Source organism: Acinetobacter sp. AOR41_HL, from assembly GCF_027854645.1.
Lineage (GTDB): Bacteria > Pseudomonadota > Gammaproteobacteria > Pseudomonadales > Moraxellaceae > Acinetobacter > Acinetobacter nosocomialis.
Map to the genome: position 1 here is coordinate 83,447 of NZ_JAKTHZ010000010.1, position 18,291 is coordinate 101,737.

Here is an 18,291-nt window from a genome sequence, read left to right on the forward strand (position 1 = left end):
GAGGGGGTTTCACCGCTTATAATCGGTTTATTTGATAGTTTTCTTAGTTGTAATGATTTTTTTCATTTTTTGATTTTTAATATTATTTGCACAATTGCTCAATCGGTCAAAATAAACACCTTACTTTTTTATAATATTAGACGGTTTTTTATTGTATTCATCTTCCCCTCTGAATTATGATGAATGTTTAATCATGCATTAATATTTTATTACTCTTGGATAAGAGTGTTTATCATTAAGGGCAGCTGATGCCATACTCACTTCGTGAATTTTCATTTTCTTCTTCCCTGAAGTTTTTTTTCCTATTTACTCTCATTATTTCAATATGCTGCTTTATTGGAATTGCATCTCGCCCCCTTAGTTTTCTTGCATTTTTCTGGCCTGCTAACTCCGTATTTTTAGGTCTACTCATTCGATTTCCGCAAACACGACAAGTCGGTAGTTTTGCAGGAGCTTTTATCGGTTACATGATTGCCGATTTAGTTAAGGGCACTCCTCTTTTTCTCACCCTTATTTTAACTGCCTCAAATTACCTATATGTCGTCATGACATTAGCACTTGCAATGTTATTTGGCCGTTATATAAAAGCTGCCTATCGAGGCTATTCTTACTTGGTTTTATTTGCTCTGTGCGGTATTGGTAGCATAACCGGTGCTTTTTTTGCAGCAACTTTTGTACCGATGTTTAATACCAAATTTATGATTGGCAGTTTTTGGGCTGAATTTGGTTATTGGGTCACATCAGAACTTCAAAATGCCTTACTGTTATTGCCAATCATTTTAAATTTCCCTCCTTACCTTAAAATAAAAAACTACATTAAAGGTAATCAAGTATATGTAAAGGCTGTTGATTTTCTGCCTTTATTGGCTGTCCTCATTTCAATAGCTGTCAGTTATTATGACTCAGGTCCAGGTTCCCTACTCTATCCAATTGCCGCATTAATCTGGTGCGCTATACGCTATAAACCCATCATTGTGGCTCTCATTACCTCTTTTACGAGTGCGTATATTATTTATCATGTCTCTGGTCATTATTTATTACTGTATCCACAAGATTATTTAAGCAATACTATTTCTATCCGTATAGGGCTAATCATGATGACCATTGCACCACTTACTGTTTCCAGTATTAGTGCACTTCATTCTGAATTAATTCAAAAATTACAACATGCTATTGCCCATGATGAACTCACATCGAGTTTAACTCGACGTCAGTTTTTACAATCGGTTCGTTTACTCCAAGAAAAAGTACAAAAAGAACATAAAACCTCTGCATTTTTTATGTTGGATGTCGACCATTTTAAAAAGGTGAATGACAGTTATGGTCACTTGATTGGTGATAGAGCCTTACAAACCTGTGTAACCACCATACAAAATATTCTGCACCCTCATGATTTACTGGGTCGTTTTGGAGGTGAGGAATTCGCAATTTTTATTCCTGACACGACTAAAGAAGCTGCTTTTGAACTTGCAGAAAGAATACGCATTAAAATTAGTCAGCAACCAATATATGTTTATGGCAAATTACCTATTTTTGTACAGGTCAGTATTGGTATTAGCTTATATTCTCCAAACTACCACCGATCTATTGAAAGCTTGTTTAAAGAAGCAGATGACGCACTCTATCAAGCAAAGCGCCAAGGACGTAACCGAGTTTTTATTTCTTTGTAATATTTTAAAGTCATCATCTAGTGTAATGAATTTTATACAATAACTTCTGTTTTGCCATGTATGCTAATAACAGATAATAAGGAGAAAAATGTATGAATCTAGAATATACGCATAAACCAGACTATTACTTGTTTGCACAATTACTCGTGCGACATATAGAAAGCTATATTCAAAAACACCCAGATGCAGATAATGCCATTTTTGACTTGCGAGATGTCTATGAAATTTTTAGACAAGATTTCGCGTCAACCACAACAAATCTAGAAGGCATTTTACATATTGCGGATTCATATAGAGTTGAAACTTTGAATGGAGACCAGCCTCTTATTCAAAAATATCAAATCGATGCTAAAAACAATTCGCTGTTAATTGACTTTAATACAGATGCGCTAAACAGTTTAAGAAGCGGGAAACCAATTTTAGAACCTGATGCCACTCAATTATAAATAAACCAATAAAAAAGCACCTTATGCAGGTGCTTTTTTATTTGCCTTTAATGGCGGCTGTTTAAAGCGATGTGCTGGCCACGTCATGATAAAACGTGCGCCTCCCAAGCTTGGGCTTTCATCTACTTTAATTTCACCACCAAACCAATAAGCAATACGGCTTACAATCGAAAGTCCTAAACCATACCCACCAGATGCACGTGTACGGCTATCATCTAAACGTGCAAAGGCTTCAAATACACGTTTACGATCTTGTTCAGGAATACCGGGACCATCATCTTCAACACAGACAAAAGCCATGCCATCGCTGTGAATACCACCAGTAATACGCACTTTGTTATCACAATAACGAACAGCATTACCTACTAGGTTTTGTACAACACGGTGAAGGTAACGGCGCTCTGCATCTACTTTCACATATAAAGGTGGTGGAATGAGTTCAATTTCTTTCTGTGTTTTTAACGCTTCGGTTTCAACTGCAACCTGATCTAACACTTCAAAGAGTACAATTTCTGCAAAATCTAGTGAAGGTGTACCCTGCTCTAGTTTTGCGTAAGTCATGATTTCATCAATTAAGGTATTGAGTGCTTCAATATCTTTATCAATCATGTCGACCTGATGCATACGGTGATTGTAGTCATCTTCTTCGGCTAACATTTCTGTACCAAAGCGAATACGTGCCACAGGCGTTCTGAGTTCATGAGATACCGCTCTCATTAACTCACGTTGAGCTTCGATCAAACGCTGAATATGATCAGACATATTGTTATAACTTGAAGCCAAGTTAGCCATTTCGTCACTTCCTTCAATCGGAACACGCAATGACAAATCACCCGATTTCATACGGTTTAATGCATAACGCACTTGTCGAATTTTGCGCTCTAGCGGCAAAATCAAACCGTAAACACCCAAACTTAATAAGAATAAGCTAAATAAGGTAATACCCGCAGAAAGCTGTAAAGGCATCCAGTTAAACATTGGAACAGGACCCAACACTAACACTTGTGCAGGATGATTCGGGATTGGAGAGACAATCGAAATGGTCGTACCACGTACTGTTGCACTATCTTTATACAACATGACACTTTGGTCTTGGCGTAAACGCCCAATCTGTTCAGAGTCCAGATTTACATCTTGAATGTTTTGAATATTGATTGGATATGAAAAGTGCTTTTGAATCTTGGCAAGGTACTCTTGTTCCTGCCCCGGATAAAACATTAAGTAGTCGAGTACAAAAATAGGAAGAGCCTTCATTTGGCGTTCACTAATTTTGTCGACTTTTATAGATAAGTAATGTTGTGGGTCGTCACGCAAACCAATAATGACATACGCAATGCTATTACTGGCATCGTAACGAACAACAGATTTTTGTGCTTCAATCCGCTTTTTCTCGGTTCGAGACAATTCAACCTTACTTGCATCAGTATAGTAAATTGGAAGTTCGAGCAAATCAGATGCATCAGAAATCCAATCTATCTTTTGCTGCTTCCCAGGTTGTCGAGCGACCCCTTCACTAATGACATAAGAAATACCATCAGTTAAAGATTCTCGGTATTCTTGTGCGCGTTGGTAGTTGATAATTTGTACCAGTAAATACCCAAAAACAGCCACCAAAACAACAAGAATTACCAGCCCCGCATATATTCGCAGGAATATACTGTGTTTAAACACTCGACCAACCTTATAGGAAGTTTAATCAGATTTTACAATCCATTGGTTTCTTTAACAAACAAGTAACCTTTACTACGTACAGTTTTAATACGTTTTGGATTTTCAGGATCATCGCCAATTTTTGGACGAATACGTGAAATACGTACGTCAATTGAACGGTCTTGACCATCGTATTCGATACCACGTAAACGTTCGAAGATATCTTCACGCGATAAAATACGACCAGCGTTTGATGCAAGCAACCATAACAAGTCATATTCAGCACTTGTAAAGTCAACAAGTTCACCGTTTAACGTTACAGAGCGGCCGCCATTGTCGATGACTAGATCGTCAAACTCGATACGTTGAGCAACTTCATCTTCAACAGTTTTATCTGTGCGACGTAATAGTGCACGAATACGCGCTAATAATACACGTGGTTGAACTGGTTTAGCGACATAATCGTCTGCACCCATTTCTAGACCAAGTACTTGGTCCATGTCTTCAGTACGTGCAGTCAACATCAAAATTGGTTGATGGTAGTGTGGACGAACTTCACGACAAACGGTTAAACCATCTGCACCCGGCAACATGACATCCAAGACCACAAGATCTGGTTGTTCACTAATAATACGACGAATTGCACGGTTACCGTCAGTTTCTACACCAACTTCCAAACCGTTGCGGATTAAATATTCTTGAGTTAATCGCGCTAAACGCTCGTCGTCTTCAACGATCAGAATCTTTGGTAACTTTTCTTCTTGGCTCATATCATTGCCCCTATAAATCTCATTACATGCATCTTAAAAATCTTGCAGATACATTCGTTTATCATTTGCAATATACACACGTTTACATTGTAAACAAGTAGGCGTTCACCAAACTGATACATGACAACCATGTTTTGTTGCATTTCATTAACCTTTGAATTTTCAAGTATTTTTGATATCTGTTTATTATTCTTATATGTCATAATCTATTCATATTTCCTATGTATGAATATTAAACAAATTATTTCTTAGATGAATTTAAATTCACTCAAGTGTTTGTTTTTTGAGTTATCCACAAAGTTATCTATAAGTGTTTTTTCATAGCTTTGGTATGCTATCTCCCGACAAATCATACAGATAAAAAATTACTAAAAAGTCAAGATTGATCTAGCTTAAAAAATCCCGTATCTTGTGTTGAAAATAAACTTTAACTACTAAGTCTTGTGTTTATCCCTCAAATATCGTGGCATGTTTTTTGCTCGGTTCAAACGGTCTATGAACATAACAAAAGTGACAATGGAGCTATGCTGGCATGAGCGTAATTACTTCGACTCCTGGTCAAATTCAGGTGATTAAGCGTACTGGAGATGTTGCTGCATTTGATGCAGAGAAAATTTCTGTTGCGATTGGTAAAGCTTTTCTTGCTGTGGAAGGTCAACAGAGTTCGGATTCAAGCCGTATTCATGACCGTATTACCCAGTTGACGGAAATGGTATTAAATACTTTTAAACGCCGTTTACCATCGGGCGGTACGATCCATATTGAAGAAATTCAAGATCAAGTAGAACTTGCTTTAATGCGTACTGGGGAACAAAAAGTTGCCCGCGCTTATGTAATTTACCGCGAACAACGTGCTAGCGCTCGTCAGCAAACAAATTCAAACCACCACCCTACCTTGCAAGTTACTGATGCAAACGGTCAGCTTCAACCACTTGATTTAAGTGCACTGAAAGCAACTGTAAATAGAGCTGCTGAAGGCTTAGAAGGTATTGAGGTTGAAGCAATTATCGATGAAACCGTTAAAAACTTATATAACGGCGTAAAAGAAAGCGATATTGCAACAACCATGATGATGGCAACACGTACACGTATCGAACAAGAACCTAACTATACATACGTAACTGCGCGTTTACTTCGTGATGAGTTGGTCAGCACTGGTTTAGCATTCTTAGGTTTACCGGCAGATACAGCTGAAAATAATGCACTTGAAGCATTCTTGAAAAAAGGTGTAGAGCTTGATTTGCTTTCACCAGACTTGCTTAAGTTCGATTTAGAAAAACTAGCAGCAGCGATTCAGCCTGAACGTTCTAACCAGTTTACCTACTTAGGTTTACAGACTCTATTTGACCGTTACTTCATTCACTCAAACGGCGTTCGCTTCGAATTACCACAATTATTCTTCATGCGTGTGTCAATGGGTCTTGCACTGAATGAGCAAGATAAAGAAGAGCGTGCAATCGAGTTCTATAATTTGTTGTCTAGCTTTGACTATATGGCTTCTACGCCTACCCTGTTTAACTCAGGTACATTACGTCCACAGCTTTCAAGTTGTTACTTAACAACGATTGGTGACGACCTTTATGACATTTATGGTGCAATGCGTGACAACGCGATGCTCTCTAAATGGGCGGGTGGTTTAGGTAATGACTGGACACCTGTACGTGCCTTGAACTCTTATATTAAAGGTACAAACGGTAAATCTCAGGGTGTTGTTCCATTCCTTAAAGTTGCGAACGATACTGCTGTTGCGGTAAACCAAGGTGGTAAGCGTAAAGGTGCGGTATGTGCGTACTTAGAAACTTGGCACTTAGACATCGAAGAATTCTTAGAACTTCGTAAAAACACAGGTGATGACCGTCGTCGTACTCATGACATGAACACTGCAAACTGGGTTCCTGACCTATTTATGCAACGTGTGTTTGAAGATGGCGAATGGACACTATTTACTCCATCTGAAACTCCAGACCTCCACGATTTAACTGGTGCTGAGTTTGCTGAACGCTATGCATACTATGAGTCTGTTGCGAAAGAACAGAACATGTTGCACAAGAAAGTACGTGCGAAAGACTTATGGCGCAAAATGCTTTCTATGTTGTTCGAAACTGGTCACCCATGGATCACGTTTAAAGATGTATGTAACTTACGTTCACCACAACAACACGTTGGCGTAGTTCACTCATCTAACCTATGTACTGAAATTACGTTAAACACAAACCAAGACGAAATTGCAGTATGTAACTTAGGTTCGATCAACCTTGTTCAACACGTTAAAGGCGGCGTATTAGACCGTGAAAAGTTAGCGCGTACGGTTAAAACAGCAGTTCGTATGCTCGATAACGTTATCGACATTAACTACTACGCTGTACCACAAGCGAAAAACTCTAACTTGAAACACCGTCCTGTTGGTATGGGTATCATGGGCTTCCAAGATGCGCTTTACGAAATGGGTATGGCTTACGGTTCTGATGAAGCTGTGAACTTTGCTGACGAGTCAATGGAAGTGATTAGCTACTATGCAATCCAAACTTCAAGTGACTTGGCTGTTGAACGTGGTGCTTACTCAACATTCAAAGGTTCATTGTGGGATCAAGGTATCCTTCCAATCGACTCTTTAGAAATTGTTGCTAAATCTCGTCCAGAACGTATGTTCGAAGTTGACCGTACTCAACGTTTAGACTGGGACACTTTACGTGCCAAAGTTCAAAAAGACGGTATGCGTAACTCAAACGTAATGGCGATTGCTCCAACTGCAACCATTTCAAACATTTGTGGTGTTTCTCAGTCTATTGAGCCAACATTCCAAAACTTATATGTGAAATCTAACTTGTCTGGTGAGTTCACTGTTATTAACCCTTACCTTGTTCGTGCATTAAAAGACCGTGGTCTTTGGGACACAGTAATGGTTAACGACCTTAAACACTTTGAAGGTTCAGTACAAAAAATTGCTCGTATTCCTGAAGAATTAAAAGCAATCTTTGCTACTGCGTTTGAAGTTGAGCCACGCTGGATTGTTGATGCTGCATCACGCCGTCAAAAATGGATTGATCAAGCACAATCTCTTAACCTTTACATCTCTGGTGCAAACGGTAAGAAGCTTGACATCACTTATAAGATGGCATGGTTACGTGGTCTTAAGACGACTTATTACCTCCGAGCTTTAGGTGCAACTTCTGCTGAAAAATCTACAATTAACACAGGTGCGTTAAACGCGGTTAAACCTGCAACTGTAGAAGCGGCAGCACCTGCAGCAGCGCCAGCAGTAGAAGCGAAAAAGCCTGAAGCAGTTGAAGAAGACGGCTTTACTCAAGCAGCTCCGGTTCCTATGGCTTGTTCAATCGACAACCCAGATTGCGAAGCTTGCCAATAATATTCAATAAAGTTGCTCTTTAAACAAAAAGAGCAACTTTAAACGAGGTAAAGATTATGTTTTCTCATCTCAGCCATAACTATATGCTTGGTGTTGGAATCTTAATCTTTGCCTTTATTTTCTTTTATACGCCTATGGTTTACGCCTTTTTTAAAATCCGTAAACAACAGCGTAAGCAAAATAAGTTGTAGGGATGATGGACCAAAGGCCCAAAATTTGGTCATACATCGATAAAACTTAATTTTGTTTACACATTATAAGCGTATAGTAGTGACATCTTCGTTTAGAGATGTCGAACATAGATATATACAACGAAGAGAGAACAACAATGTCTATCCTTAGTTGGGACGATTTTGAAGATGATTCGCAAAAACCGGCTGCACCTGAACACAAGTCTGCGCCCATCCAACCGGAAAAAACGTCTGATTCGCAGAATGTATCTGCTGCGCAGCCATCATCGCAGAGCGTGGCAGCTCCACAATCCGCTGGAACCCATTCCGTGCGATCAACAAATCCAACCGATTCAATGGCTCGAGCATCTGAAGCCTTAGAACATTTGGATGTTGCTCCTGGCCTTGAAGAGTTAGAAATGGGCGCGCAACGTGTTCAAGTTGACGACAAAGCCATGATTAACTGTCGCGCTGACTTGAACCAGCTTGTGCCGTTTAAATATGAATGGGCTTGGCAGAAGTATCTTGACGGGTGTGCAAACCACTGGATGCCGCAAGAAGTGAACATGAACCATGACATCGCACTTTGGAAGTCTGAAAATGGCTTAACTGAAGATGAGCGTACTATTGTTATGCGTTCTTTAGGTTTCTTCTCGACTGCAGACTCTTTGGTTGCGAACAACTTGGTATTGGCAATTTACCGTCACATTACTAACCCTGAATGCCGTCAGTATATTTTGCGTCAAGCGTTTGAAGAAGCAATTCACACTCACGCTTACCAATACTGTATCGAATCTTTAGGTATGGATGAAGGCGAAGTCTTCAACATGTATCGCGAGATTCCATCAGTTGCACGTAAAGCAGCTTGGGGCTTGAAATATACTCAATCATTAAGTGACCCTACTTTCCACACAGGTACGCCTGAAAATGACCAACGTTTACTTCGTAACTTGATCGCGTTCTACTGTGTACTTGAAGGGATCTTCTTCTACTGTGGCTTTACTCAAATTTTGAGTATGGGTCGTCGTAACAAGATGAACGGTGTTGCTGAGCAGTTCCAATACATCTTGCGTGATGAGTCTATGCACTTGAACTTTGGTATCGACATGATTAACCAAATCAAGATTGAGAACCCTCACCTATGGACTGCCGAGTTCCAACAAGAAGTCATTCAAATGATTCTTGAAGGTACGATGCTTGAAATCGAATATGCTCGTGACACAATGCCACGTGGTGTATTGGGTATGAACGCAAGCATGATGGAAGAATATTTGAAATTCATCTGTAACCGCCGTTTATCTCAGTTAGGTTTACCAGAGCAATTTGCTGGTGTAACCAACCCATTTGCGTGGATGTCTGAGATGATGGACTTACGTAAAGAGAAGAACTTCTTTGAAACTCGCGTAACTGACTACCAAACTGGTGGTGCGTTAAGCTGGTAAGTTTAATTTAGCATTTGCAATAAGAAAGCCACTCCTCTTGAGTGGCTTTCTTATCGCGAGTATTTTTAGATTTGATTTTAAACAATATTAAATTATTCACTATATAAATATGTTATTTTCACTTAAATAGAACTTTCTTCACATTAGGAACAAATAAATAATGGCCTTTTAATTTAAAAACAATAATACTAATACCAAAATATTTTATAGATAAAAACCAATAATATAAATATACAAAAAACTCTTGTTTTTAAAAAGCTTTTATAATTAAAACTAGGCGTCGGCTGACCCGCTTTTGCTTTTAAACGAATATAAACTCAGCCGACGAGCTAGATATACCAAATTATTCCAATAAAAACCAATATCAACACTATTATTTTACAAATAAAAATAGAATATTAATTAAAAAATGCATAAAACAAATATATAATTTAAATATTTATTTTATTTAAAGAATAACAAACCATTAAAAATTAAATTAAATAATTAAAATAAAAACAAAGAGTTATCAAATTAAAACCACCATAAAGAAGTAAAATTATTTTTATTTCAATAATATAGATTATGCTTTATTTTATAATTTAAATAAAAATATATTATTTAAAATTTATAAAACCTTATTAGGCTACCTCATATTTTGTGTTTAAAAATGTTATTAAAAATAACTCTATTTTTTATTTTATTGATTTTAAATATATTTAGATATGCTTCACATGACCAGTGACAGATTACACATCTTGACACCAAATAGTAAAAAATTAAATACTCTTTACCAATTATGTGCACAGAAGCACATAATCAACAAATAGTAATAAAAATATCTCAAACAAATCACATGGAAATAGATTATGTTAGTTAAAAGTATTTTATCTTCGATTACTAAGATTATCCCACTTCCTGAAAATACTAACACAAGCAGTAGTTTAGGTAACGGCTCTGGTGACGGCCTACTGAACGGAATATCTTCGGGAAATGGTGAACACAACTATGGTATAGGAAATGGTATTGCTCATGACGCCAGTATTACTGCCCCAATTACCATACCTCTTAACCTCTCAGGCAATTCAATTACACTCATAGGTAATTCATCTTCAAGTTCAGTTAACACGTCACCAACGACCACTTCGAATACGGTTCATGACAACGACGTAACAAATAATGGTAATGGTTCTACTTTAGGTGCCGGTACAGGAAACGGCTCTGGCGATGGGCTTTTAAACGGTGCAGCTTCAGGAAATGGTGAACATAATTATGGTATTGGTAATGGCATTGCCAACGGTGCAAGTATTACTGCGCCACTCTCCATTCCTCTTAACCTAGCGGGTAATTCCATTACCTTAATCGGTAATTCATCCTCTAACTCAGTCAACAACTCTTCAACCAATACCTCAAATACTGTTAATAGTAACGACACCACATATAACGGTAATGGCTCGGGTGCAGGTAATGGTTCAGGCGATGGCTTGTTAAATGGAATTGGCTCTGGAAATGGTGAGCAAAATTACGGTATCGGAAATGGTATTGCCCAAGGTTCACATGTTACAGCCCCAATCACTCTTCCCCTGAACCTGTCTGGCAATTCAATTACATTAATTGGTAACTCATCTGCTAGTTCAGTTAACACATCACCAACAACTACTTCTAATACCGTTCACGACAATGACACAACCAATAATGGCAATGGCACGGGTACAAGTGGTGTAGGCACGCTTGGCAGTTCTGGCAATGGCTCAGGTGACGGCTTGTTAAATGGAATTGGTTCTGGAAATGGCGAGCAAAATTACGGTATCGGAAATGGTATTGGTAATGGCGCTAACATTACCTCCCCAATTACCGGAGTTTTAAACCTCTCTGGAAACTCTTTTACTTTAATTGGTAACTCTTCTTCTAGCTCAATCAATACTGCACCAACAACAACTTCAAATACTGTAAACGACAATGACGTGAAGAATAATGGAAATGGTGCAAGTGGTGTAAATGCACTTGGTGGCTCTGGCAATGGTTCAGGTGATGGCATCGGCAACGGCTTAGCTTCTGGCAATGGTGAACATAACTATGGTATTGGCAACGGGAATGGTAACGATGTAAATATTACTGCCCCACTGACAGGTGCCCTAAACTTTTCAGGTAATGCTTTTTCACTGATTGGCAACTCTTCTTCTAGTTCAATTAACATTGCTCCAACCACAACGACTAACACAGTTAATGACAATGACGTGAAGAATAATGGTAATACTGGAAGCACATTAGGTACTGTTGGAAGTTCTGGAAACGGAACTGGTGATGGCTTACTCAACGGTGCAGCATCTGGTAATGGTGAGCACAATTACGGCATTGGTAACGGAAACGGTAACGATACCAACTTTACGTTTCCCTTCACCGGCGTACTTAACTTTTCTGGAAATGCGCTTTCAGGTTTCGGTAGTTCAACAAGCCACTCGTTAAATATTGCTCCAACCACCACAACCAATACAGTGAATGATAATGACACCATTGTTAATAGTAACTCTGGTGGGCTGGGTAGTTCTGGTAATGGCTCTGGCGATGGTCTATTAAATGGCGCAGCGTCGGGCAATGGCGAACACAACTACGGCATTGGTAACGGTAATGGCGAAGGTACAAACTTCACACTTCCATTTACTGGTGGTTTAAATATTTTGGGTAATGCTTGGTCTGGTATAGGTGGGACTTCAGCTCAGTCTATAAATATCTCACCAACCAACGCTTCAAATACAGTCAATGATAACGACACGACCCATAACGGTAATGCATCAGGTGGTGTGATTGGCTCTGGTGGTTCAGGCAACGGCTCTGGTGATGGCCTATTAAATGGCATTTCATCTGGCAACGGTGAACACAATTATGGCATTGGTAACGGTAATGGCGATGGTGCTGATATTACTGCACCTATTACCACACCAATAAATATATTAGGAAATTCCTCTTCATTGGTTGGTGGTGAAGGTACAGGCGATATTTTAAGCCCTATTACCAATGTCATTGGAGGTATTGGCGGCATCGGTGGCGATCTGGGCGATAATCCGCTGACAGGAATTATTCAAAGCGGCATAGATGTTTTACAAGGTGCTGAAAGCTTAAAAACCAGCCTGATCAATGGTGGTATTGATACCATTGCAGGAACGATTATTGGCGCATTCCCTCAGGCAGAACACCCTGTCGGTGATTTTGCCGACCTAGGCAAACTACTTTTTGAAACTTCTCATGATAGCGTCAACGGTACGCTTGAAGCGATTTCAGACCTTGCTGGAGCCGATCTAAATGGTGCGCAGAACTCAATCAGTGGTGTACTTAATACCCTAATTGCCAACGGTTCTTCAGCTTCAAATATTATTCAGCATATTATAAGTGATGATTTTGTGGCTCAGCATGGCGATCTGTTCGGTCCGATTACCAATATTATCGGCGGTATTGATAATGGAAATGGCGGTTTCCTAGGTGGCCTTAATGATTTAATTAATATTAGCTATGGTGGTGCGGACAATAGTCAGCAAGTTGATGTAAGCGGTATTTTAGGGAATATCCTCGGCTCGGTCGGTTCAAATCAAGGTATTGCGGTGGGTGAACCTGACCCAACGGGTGGTAGTTTGATTCATACGATTTCACTTACCACACTAAATCAGTTAACTGACCAACTTTTACATGCTTTACCGACTGTCTAATTTATTGGTAAAGATATAAAACCTATAAAGCACCTTTCAAATCTTGAGTTTGGAAGGTGTTTTTCATTAAAGAGCTTTTGACAGATACGCTCATGCGTATAGACCATTAATCCAGATCTAAATAACCCAATACAGCCTTTTCAACTCGCTGTTGTAAAGAGAAGAAGTTCTTTAGAACATGCAAGAAATCATAATTTCTCAAAGATCATCAATCTTTTTCTGAGTAAAGTACTGAGCCAACTAAAACGGCTTGACCTGCAATACTGACGTGTAATATTGAATCTATTTTCTCAACTGTCACTAGAACTCGTCCCGGTCTTTGTATGGCTACACCTTGATATCCCCAATAACTTACTTTCTGGTCACATTCAATTAAATCGTGGTGAACAAGGTACGCTCCTGCTGGACCATTTGCATTACCAGTTACAGGATCTTCATTAATACCGATTGCAGGTGCAAACATTCGACCATAAGTAATAGGTTCTTGCCTACTCCCTTCCAAAACAAAGGGGAAAAAACCATTGCAACCTATTTCAGCACTAATAGCTTTCAATTTTTCATTGTTTGGAATTAATTCATCGAGCTTATTTCTGCTCAGCATTGGCACCATCACCTTGGAATGCCCCGTCGTGACAATTTGTATTGGTAAGTCAGCAAAATCATTCACACTCACACCCAATGCGCTTGCGAGTTCAGCCCTTTGATTCGCATTAAAAGGTGATAAAAACTCTACGCGACCTTGAGTCATTTTCACCAATAACTCTTCTGGACTTCCGAATATTGAAACGGGTAAATGACCAGCTCCTGTTTTTGCGATTAATGGATAGTCTGATTGGTGGCCTGTAATTGCACGTAAAAAATGAGTAGCGATCGTCGCATGTCCACAGATTGGGACTTCATCTGTAGGGGTAAAATATCGAACATGTATGTCATGGCTTGGATCTTTAGGTGACAAAACAAAGGCAGTTTCTGAATACCCTGCGAATGCAGCAATATCTTGCATTTCTTGCGTTGTAAGTTGGTCAGCATCTAGCACAACCCCTGCTCGATTTCCTGTATTTGGTTTAGTGGTAAATGCATCAACTACATAAATGGTCGTCATGGCACAACTCCTCTGTTATTAAAATTGTGACCTCAAAAATAGCGCCCACCATAACCAGAAAATCTTATTTAATTGCAAAGACACATGCCTTAGCTCTAAAAGGTTAGTCGTCTCAAATAATGAGTTTTGAGTCTTTCTAATGGTTGTTTGAATTGTATAAATCTAAACATCGGCGATACTATAGTTTTTATTGCAAACGCATTTTCTAAATATGGAAAGGTATGAACTGGGACGATACTAAAATTTTGTTAGCTATTGGGCGAACTGGCGGGTTGAGCCGCAGTGCAAAATTGCTTGGTATTAGTGTTTCTACCGTACATCGCAGAGCCGTTGAACTGGAGAAAAGCCTCAATGCGGTTCTTTTTTCCCGAGACAGTGATGGCTATACACTCACCCACGTTGGAAAACATTTTTTTACTTTGGCTGAAAAAGCAGAAGAGCATTTGATAGCGATGGAACGTTACAATGATCAAGGACAACAATCATTGTTCCGTATTGCTTTACCTGAATTAATTGGGCAGCAGTTGCTTCTGTCAAAGCTAACAGTATTGCAACTAAAGCACCCAGATTTACAATTAGAAATCTCAACAAGTGTCGTTCCTGTTGATTTTTCCCGACGGGAAGCTGACATTATTCTTCGACTTGTCCGACCAGAAAGTGGCCGTTACATTATTCGACGCCTTGGCCAACTAGAATATGGACTTTATTGCAGTAAAGATTATCTCGCCAGTTTCAAAGAGCATGCTGAAACGTCTGATGATTTACTGAATCATCGTATAATCGGTTGGGACAGAAGCCTTCAATATACGTTTTTGGCACAATGGATGCGTGAACTCACCCAAGATGCAGCCCCTGCTTTGTGTTTTGATAACATGCATTCGCAACTACGAGCAGTCATTGAAGGACAAGGAATTACGGCCCTGCCTTGTTTTGTTGCAAAGGCTTCGGGTTTAGTACCTATACTACCTATGCAAACTTTAAAACAAGATGTGTGGTTAATGCGTCATTTAGATACTAAGGATAGTGACTATTCAACGTTGATTAGTGAAACAATTGAAAAAGAACTACAAGAATATCTGTTGTAATAAAAATTAGCTTTGATTCTAATTTTGAATTCAAAAAGAAATTTTAAGTTAAACCGAGTTATGTCTCACTCAAGTTGTACAGAGTGATTCTTAGTTAAAATGATTGGCGATAACTATGAAATCTACTCATAAAAAAGCCGACTCATGTCAAAAACGGAATTTTTCTTTTTTATGGTAAATAAAAATTTTAAGAATTTGATTTAAATAAGTTTTTTAAATATAGTTTTCAGATAACGCCCATTGTGTTAAATAGATCTAATTCATATCTAAAATGAAACCCTTCGGGATGCCTTTAAAGTAGATGTTCTAGAACACGAATTATACGTATTTTTGGAATACATATATTATTGTTGAATAGCTATATTATTTTGATTAAAACCTATAAAATTAATAATTATTTTATATAGTTATAATTCTTTTAATTATGATTGATTTAAAGAAATTAAAGTTAATATTAGGGGCTTCATACGAACCTATTCCCCAATCAAGTAGACGCTTACTTAAAGTTCACTCTGATGGTGGAATGCATGGTCGATATACACCATCTTCAACTGGGGGGCACGTATCAGGAGTTTTGTTATGGTTCAACTGCAAATATTTTTTTCTTACAGCAAGACATTGTTTACAAAAATTTAGAGATGAATCTGGGAATGAAATTCCGTTAGAGAAATTTTATAATCATTCTCCTTATTGGATTAACTTATCTGATAGTTTTAATGATTATGGACAAGTTGTAGATTTTCTATATGTTAGAAAAATATGGTTTATTGGTGAAAATTTTAAATTAAAAGTATTAGAAAGTTGTGAAGGTGTTGATTTAGAGGATCTTTGTTTATTGGAAATCTACTATCCTGGAATACCAGTAAAAAATTATGTAGATTTAAATAATTTAGATAATGTGGTTCGATCAAAGTCTGAGTTAAATAATAGTTTTATGGGATTTAGTGGTTACCCTGCAGAAAAGAACCCATACTTTTGGGAAGATAATGAAATAGTTCCAATCAAAGGTGATGCTACACATAGTACAGTGTTCTATCGTTGGTTTGATTTCGGGATGAACCTTGCCGATAGTAATTGTATAGAATTATTTAAATCTCGAGAGTTCGATTATGAAGGAATGTGTGGCGGCACTGTATTTAAAATAGAAGAATCTGGTATTAAATGGGCAGGAATGTATATTTCTGGCTCAGATACTAAAGCTCGATATCTTCCAAGCTATCTAATTTTAGATTTTATTCTAAATTACAGACAATCGAGGTCAATAACAATTGATGTCGATGCTGAAATATGTGGGGGGGCTAATCATGTATCGAATGCACAGTACAGAGAAGCTGTTATGGATATGGAAAACTTTTTTCGAGAAAATAAAATTAGACAGCATTAATTTATTTTAAAATTAACATAATACGGCTTATGCGAAATGTAATTGTAAGCCCAAAATAGAAATGTCCGGTTTCTCCAAAGTAAAAATGTCCGCTTTTAGAATATGCACTTTTGCAATTTCCTTAGCGGACGGTTTGATATGTTGGTGTCTATGTCGGATAAAGAACTTAAACGATTGTCGGTCTTGCAGGAAATCTGTGATCAACGCATAACCCAGTCCCAAGCTGCTCAGCTACTTCATATTTCAGAGCGTCAGATCAGGCGTTTATTGCAAAAATACAAAGCTCAAGGCCCAGCTGCATTAGCCCATGCCGGTCGTGGTCAAATCAGCAATTCCAGGCTTCCTGAAGAGCTCAGACTCAAGTGCCTCAATATTGTTTCTGATCAACTGCATGGTTTCGGACCCACTTTAGCGCATGAAAAGCTCACCACCGTTCATGGCTTTGATATTTCAGTGGAAACACTGCGTTCCTGGATGATTGCAGCCGATTTATGGACTCCTCGTGCCAAGCGTCTGAAACGCCCGTATCAGCCTCGTTATAACCGGGACTGTTATGGTGAACTGATCCAAATCGATGGCTCACACCATGACTGGTTTGAAGGTCGAGCCCCTAAATGCTGTCTGCTGGTATTTATCGATGATGCCACAGGCAAATTACAGCATTTACGCTTCTGTAAGTCAGAATCAACCTTTGACTATATGATTTCAACACGTTTGTATGTTGAGCAGCATGGTAAGCCTTTAGCCTTCTACAGCGATAAACATTCAGTCTTCAGGGTGAATCAAAGCAGTAAGAAAGACACCAAGATTACCCAGTTTGGGCGCGTACTCAGCACCCTGAATATCGATATTATCTTCGCTAATTCACCACAGGCCAAAGGCCGTGTAGAACGAGCCAATAGAACGCTTCAGGACCGTCTGATCAAAGAAATGCGTCTGGAAGGCATCAGTTCGATTGCCGAAGCCAATGCCTGGCTACCCTGCTTCATTGAGCAGTTCAATCAGAAGTTTGCCAAGATGGCCTTTAATCCCAAGGATCTACACCGGACTGTCACTGAAACAGCCGAAGAATTAGATGATATTTTTACCTGGCGTGAACCCCGCAGAGTCACGAATAGCCTGACGATCACTTATGATAAGTGCGTATATCTCTTGGAAAACACGGAAGAAAACCAAAGATTGATTGGCAAGTATCTTGAGTTTCTGGAATACCCGAATAGTACAGTCGCGATTGAATATCAGGGAAGAAAAATCAATTACAGCATCTTCGATAAATTAAGTCAGCTCAACCAGCGAGAGATTGTTGAAAATAAACGTTTGGGTTCTGTATTAGCCCATATTCAACAGCAGCATGAAGAACTAGAACAACAAAATAAACGCAATCGTTCTCAAAAGATGCCAAGCAGACGTGCACAGAAAACAGTAATCAAAGAACGAAATCTGAATCCTGTGCTTGACTTGGAAATGTCGGTATAGGACATTTCTATTTGGTTTTAAGGTAGGACATTTCTACTTAGGAATAACA

Annotated in this window: 13 protein-coding genes; 9 read left to right on the top strand and 4 right to left on the bottom strand. The window is 38.7% G+C overall.

The genetic code is table 11. The features are described from left to right. Window positions 1–248: 248 nt before the first annotated feature. The gene (locus tag MKL35_RS02745) at window positions 249–1,670 is read left to right on the top strand and encodes a sensor domain-containing diguanylate cyclase (protein ID WP_033846719.1); all 1,422 of its coding nucleotides are present in this window, start codon (window positions 249–251) and stop codon (window positions 1,668–1,670) included. A gap of 92 nt (window positions 1,671–1,762) precedes the next feature. After that, window positions 1,763–2,116, top strand: coding sequence for a hypothetical protein (locus MKL35_RS02750; RefSeq protein ID WP_002050462.1), 354 nt, complete (start codon window positions 1,763–1,765; stop codon window positions 2,114–2,116). A 21-nt stretch (window positions 2,117–2,137) separates the two neighbouring features. Here MKL35_RS02750 and bfmS read toward each other — a convergent pair whose 3' ends face one another. Genes bfmS through MKL35_RS02765 form a run of 3 tightly spaced genes read right to left on the bottom strand, consistent with a single transcriptional unit; the run spans window position 2,138 to window position 4,739 of the window. Continuing rightward, complete coding sequence (gene bfmS, locus MKL35_RS02755) at window positions 2,138–3,787, bottom strand: sensor histidine kinase BfmS (protein ID WP_004710386.1); 1,650 nt, start codon at window positions 3,785–3,787, stop codon at window positions 2,138–2,140. 32 nt (window positions 3,788–3,819) lie between these two features. Next, on the bottom strand, window positions 3,820–4,536 hold the full coding sequence (bfmR, locus tag MKL35_RS02760) for a response regulator transcription factor BfmR (protein ID WP_000076440.1): 717 nt from the start codon (window positions 4,534–4,536) through the stop codon (window positions 3,820–3,822). Further along, window positions 4,533–4,739: a hypothetical protein gene (locus MKL35_RS02765; protein ID WP_270912785.1), complete on the bottom strand. Its 207-nt coding sequence runs from the start codon at window positions 4,737–4,739 to the stop codon at window positions 4,533–4,535. Before MKL35_RS02765 ends, bfmR begins: the two co-directional genes overlap by 4 nt. A gap of 329 nt (window positions 4,740–5,068) precedes the next feature. On the opposite strand from MKL35_RS02765, the gene MKL35_RS02770 reads away from it, so the two are divergent. The 4 genes from MKL35_RS02770 (at window position 5,069) to MKL35_RS02785 (ending at window position 13,195) form a co-directional block, all read left to right on the top strand. Then, window positions 5,069–7,903, top strand: a complete 2,835-nt coding sequence (locus MKL35_RS02770; protein ID WP_106479679.1) for a ribonucleoside-diphosphate reductase subunit alpha — start codon at window positions 5,069–5,071, stop codon at window positions 7,901–7,903. A 56-nt stretch (window positions 7,904–7,959) separates the two neighbouring features. Further along, window positions 7,960–8,094 (top strand): hypothetical protein, encoded by a 135-nt coding sequence (locus tag MKL35_RS02775; RefSeq protein WP_002050433.1) that lies wholly within the window; start codon window positions 7,960–7,962, stop codon window positions 8,092–8,094. Window positions 8,095–8,231: 137 nt separating this feature from the next. Continuing rightward, on the top strand, window positions 8,232–9,515 hold the full coding sequence (locus tag MKL35_RS02780) for a ribonucleotide-diphosphate reductase subunit beta (RefSeq protein ID WP_004710391.1): 1,284 nt from the start codon (window positions 8,232–8,234) through the stop codon (window positions 9,513–9,515). Window positions 9,516–10,363: 848 nt separating this feature from the next. Further along, window positions 10,364–13,195, top strand: a complete 2,832-nt coding sequence (locus MKL35_RS02785; RefSeq protein WP_106479678.1) for a beta strand repeat-containing protein — start codon at window positions 10,364–10,366, stop codon at window positions 13,193–13,195. A gap of 208 nt (window positions 13,196–13,403) precedes the next feature. On the opposite strand, the gene MKL35_RS02790 is transcribed toward MKL35_RS02785, so the two are convergent. Continuing rightward, window positions 13,404–14,297, bottom strand: coding sequence for a PhzF family isomerase (locus tag MKL35_RS02790; protein ID WP_106479677.1), 894 nt, complete (start codon window positions 14,295–14,297; stop codon window positions 13,404–13,406). Between the two features lie 221 nt (window positions 14,298–14,518). Between MKL35_RS02790 and MKL35_RS02795 the strand changes: the two genes are divergently transcribed. The 3 genes from MKL35_RS02795 to MKL35_RS02805 all read left to right on the top strand — a co-directional run bounded on the left by MKL35_RS02795 (window position 14,519) and on the right by MKL35_RS02805 (window position 18,242). Then, complete coding sequence (locus tag MKL35_RS02795; RefSeq protein WP_106479676.1) at window positions 14,519–15,382, top strand: LysR family transcriptional regulator; 864 nt, start codon at window positions 14,519–14,521, stop codon at window positions 15,380–15,382. Window positions 15,383–15,806: 424 nt separating this feature from the next. Beyond that, window positions 15,807–16,766: a hypothetical protein gene (locus tag MKL35_RS02800; RefSeq protein ID WP_106479675.1), complete on the top strand. Its 960-nt coding sequence runs from the start codon at window positions 15,807–15,809 to the stop codon at window positions 16,764–16,766. Between the two features lie 150 nt (window positions 16,767–16,916). Beyond that, on the top strand, window positions 16,917–18,242 hold the full coding sequence (locus tag MKL35_RS02805; protein WP_016805832.1) for an ISNCY family transposase: 1,326 nt from the start codon (window positions 16,917–16,919) through the stop codon (window positions 18,240–18,242). The last annotated feature ends 49 nt before the right edge of the window (window positions 18,243–18,291 follow it).

Excerpts from the sequence above, each read along its gene's own strand:
- MKL35_RS02745 (WP_033846719.1), top strand. The coding sequence starts at position 249 with ATGCCATACTCACTTCGTGAATTTTCATTTTCTTCTTCCCTGAAGTTT.
- MKL35_RS02750 (WP_002050462.1), top strand. The coding sequence starts at position 1,763 with ATGAATCTAGAATATACGCATAAACCAGACTATTACTTGTTTGCACAA.
- bfmR (WP_000076440.1), bottom strand. The coding sequence starts at position 4,536 with ATGAGCCAAGAAGAAAAGTTACCAAAGATTCTGATCGTTGAAGACGAC.
- MKL35_RS02765 (WP_270912785.1), bottom strand. The coding sequence starts at position 4,739 with ATGACATATAAGAATAATAAACAGATATCAAAAATACTTGAAAATTCA.
- MKL35_RS02770 (WP_106479679.1), top strand. The coding sequence starts at position 5,069 with ATGAGCGTAATTACTTCGACTCCTGGTCAAATTCAGGTGATTAAGCGT.
- MKL35_RS02775 (WP_002050433.1), top strand. The coding sequence starts at position 7,960 with ATGTTTTCTCATCTCAGCCATAACTATATGCTTGGTGTTGGAATCTTA.
- MKL35_RS02780 (WP_004710391.1), top strand. The coding sequence starts at position 8,232 with ATGTCTATCCTTAGTTGGGACGATTTTGAAGATGATTCGCAAAAACCG.
- MKL35_RS02785 (WP_106479678.1), top strand. The coding sequence starts at position 10,364 with ATGTTAGTTAAAAGTATTTTATCTTCGATTACTAAGATTATCCCACTT.
- MKL35_RS02790 (WP_106479677.1), bottom strand. The coding sequence starts at position 14,297 with ATGACGACCATTTATGTAGTTGATGCATTTACCACTAAACCAAATACA.
- MKL35_RS02795 (WP_106479676.1), top strand. The coding sequence starts at position 14,519 with ATGAACTGGGACGATACTAAAATTTTGTTAGCTATTGGGCGAACTGGC.
- MKL35_RS02800 (WP_106479675.1), top strand. The coding sequence starts at position 15,807 with ATGATTGATTTAAAGAAATTAAAGTTAATATTAGGGGCTTCATACGAA.
- MKL35_RS02805 (WP_016805832.1), top strand. The coding sequence starts at position 16,917 with ATGTCGGATAAAGAACTTAAACGATTGTCGGTCTTGCAGGAAATCTGT.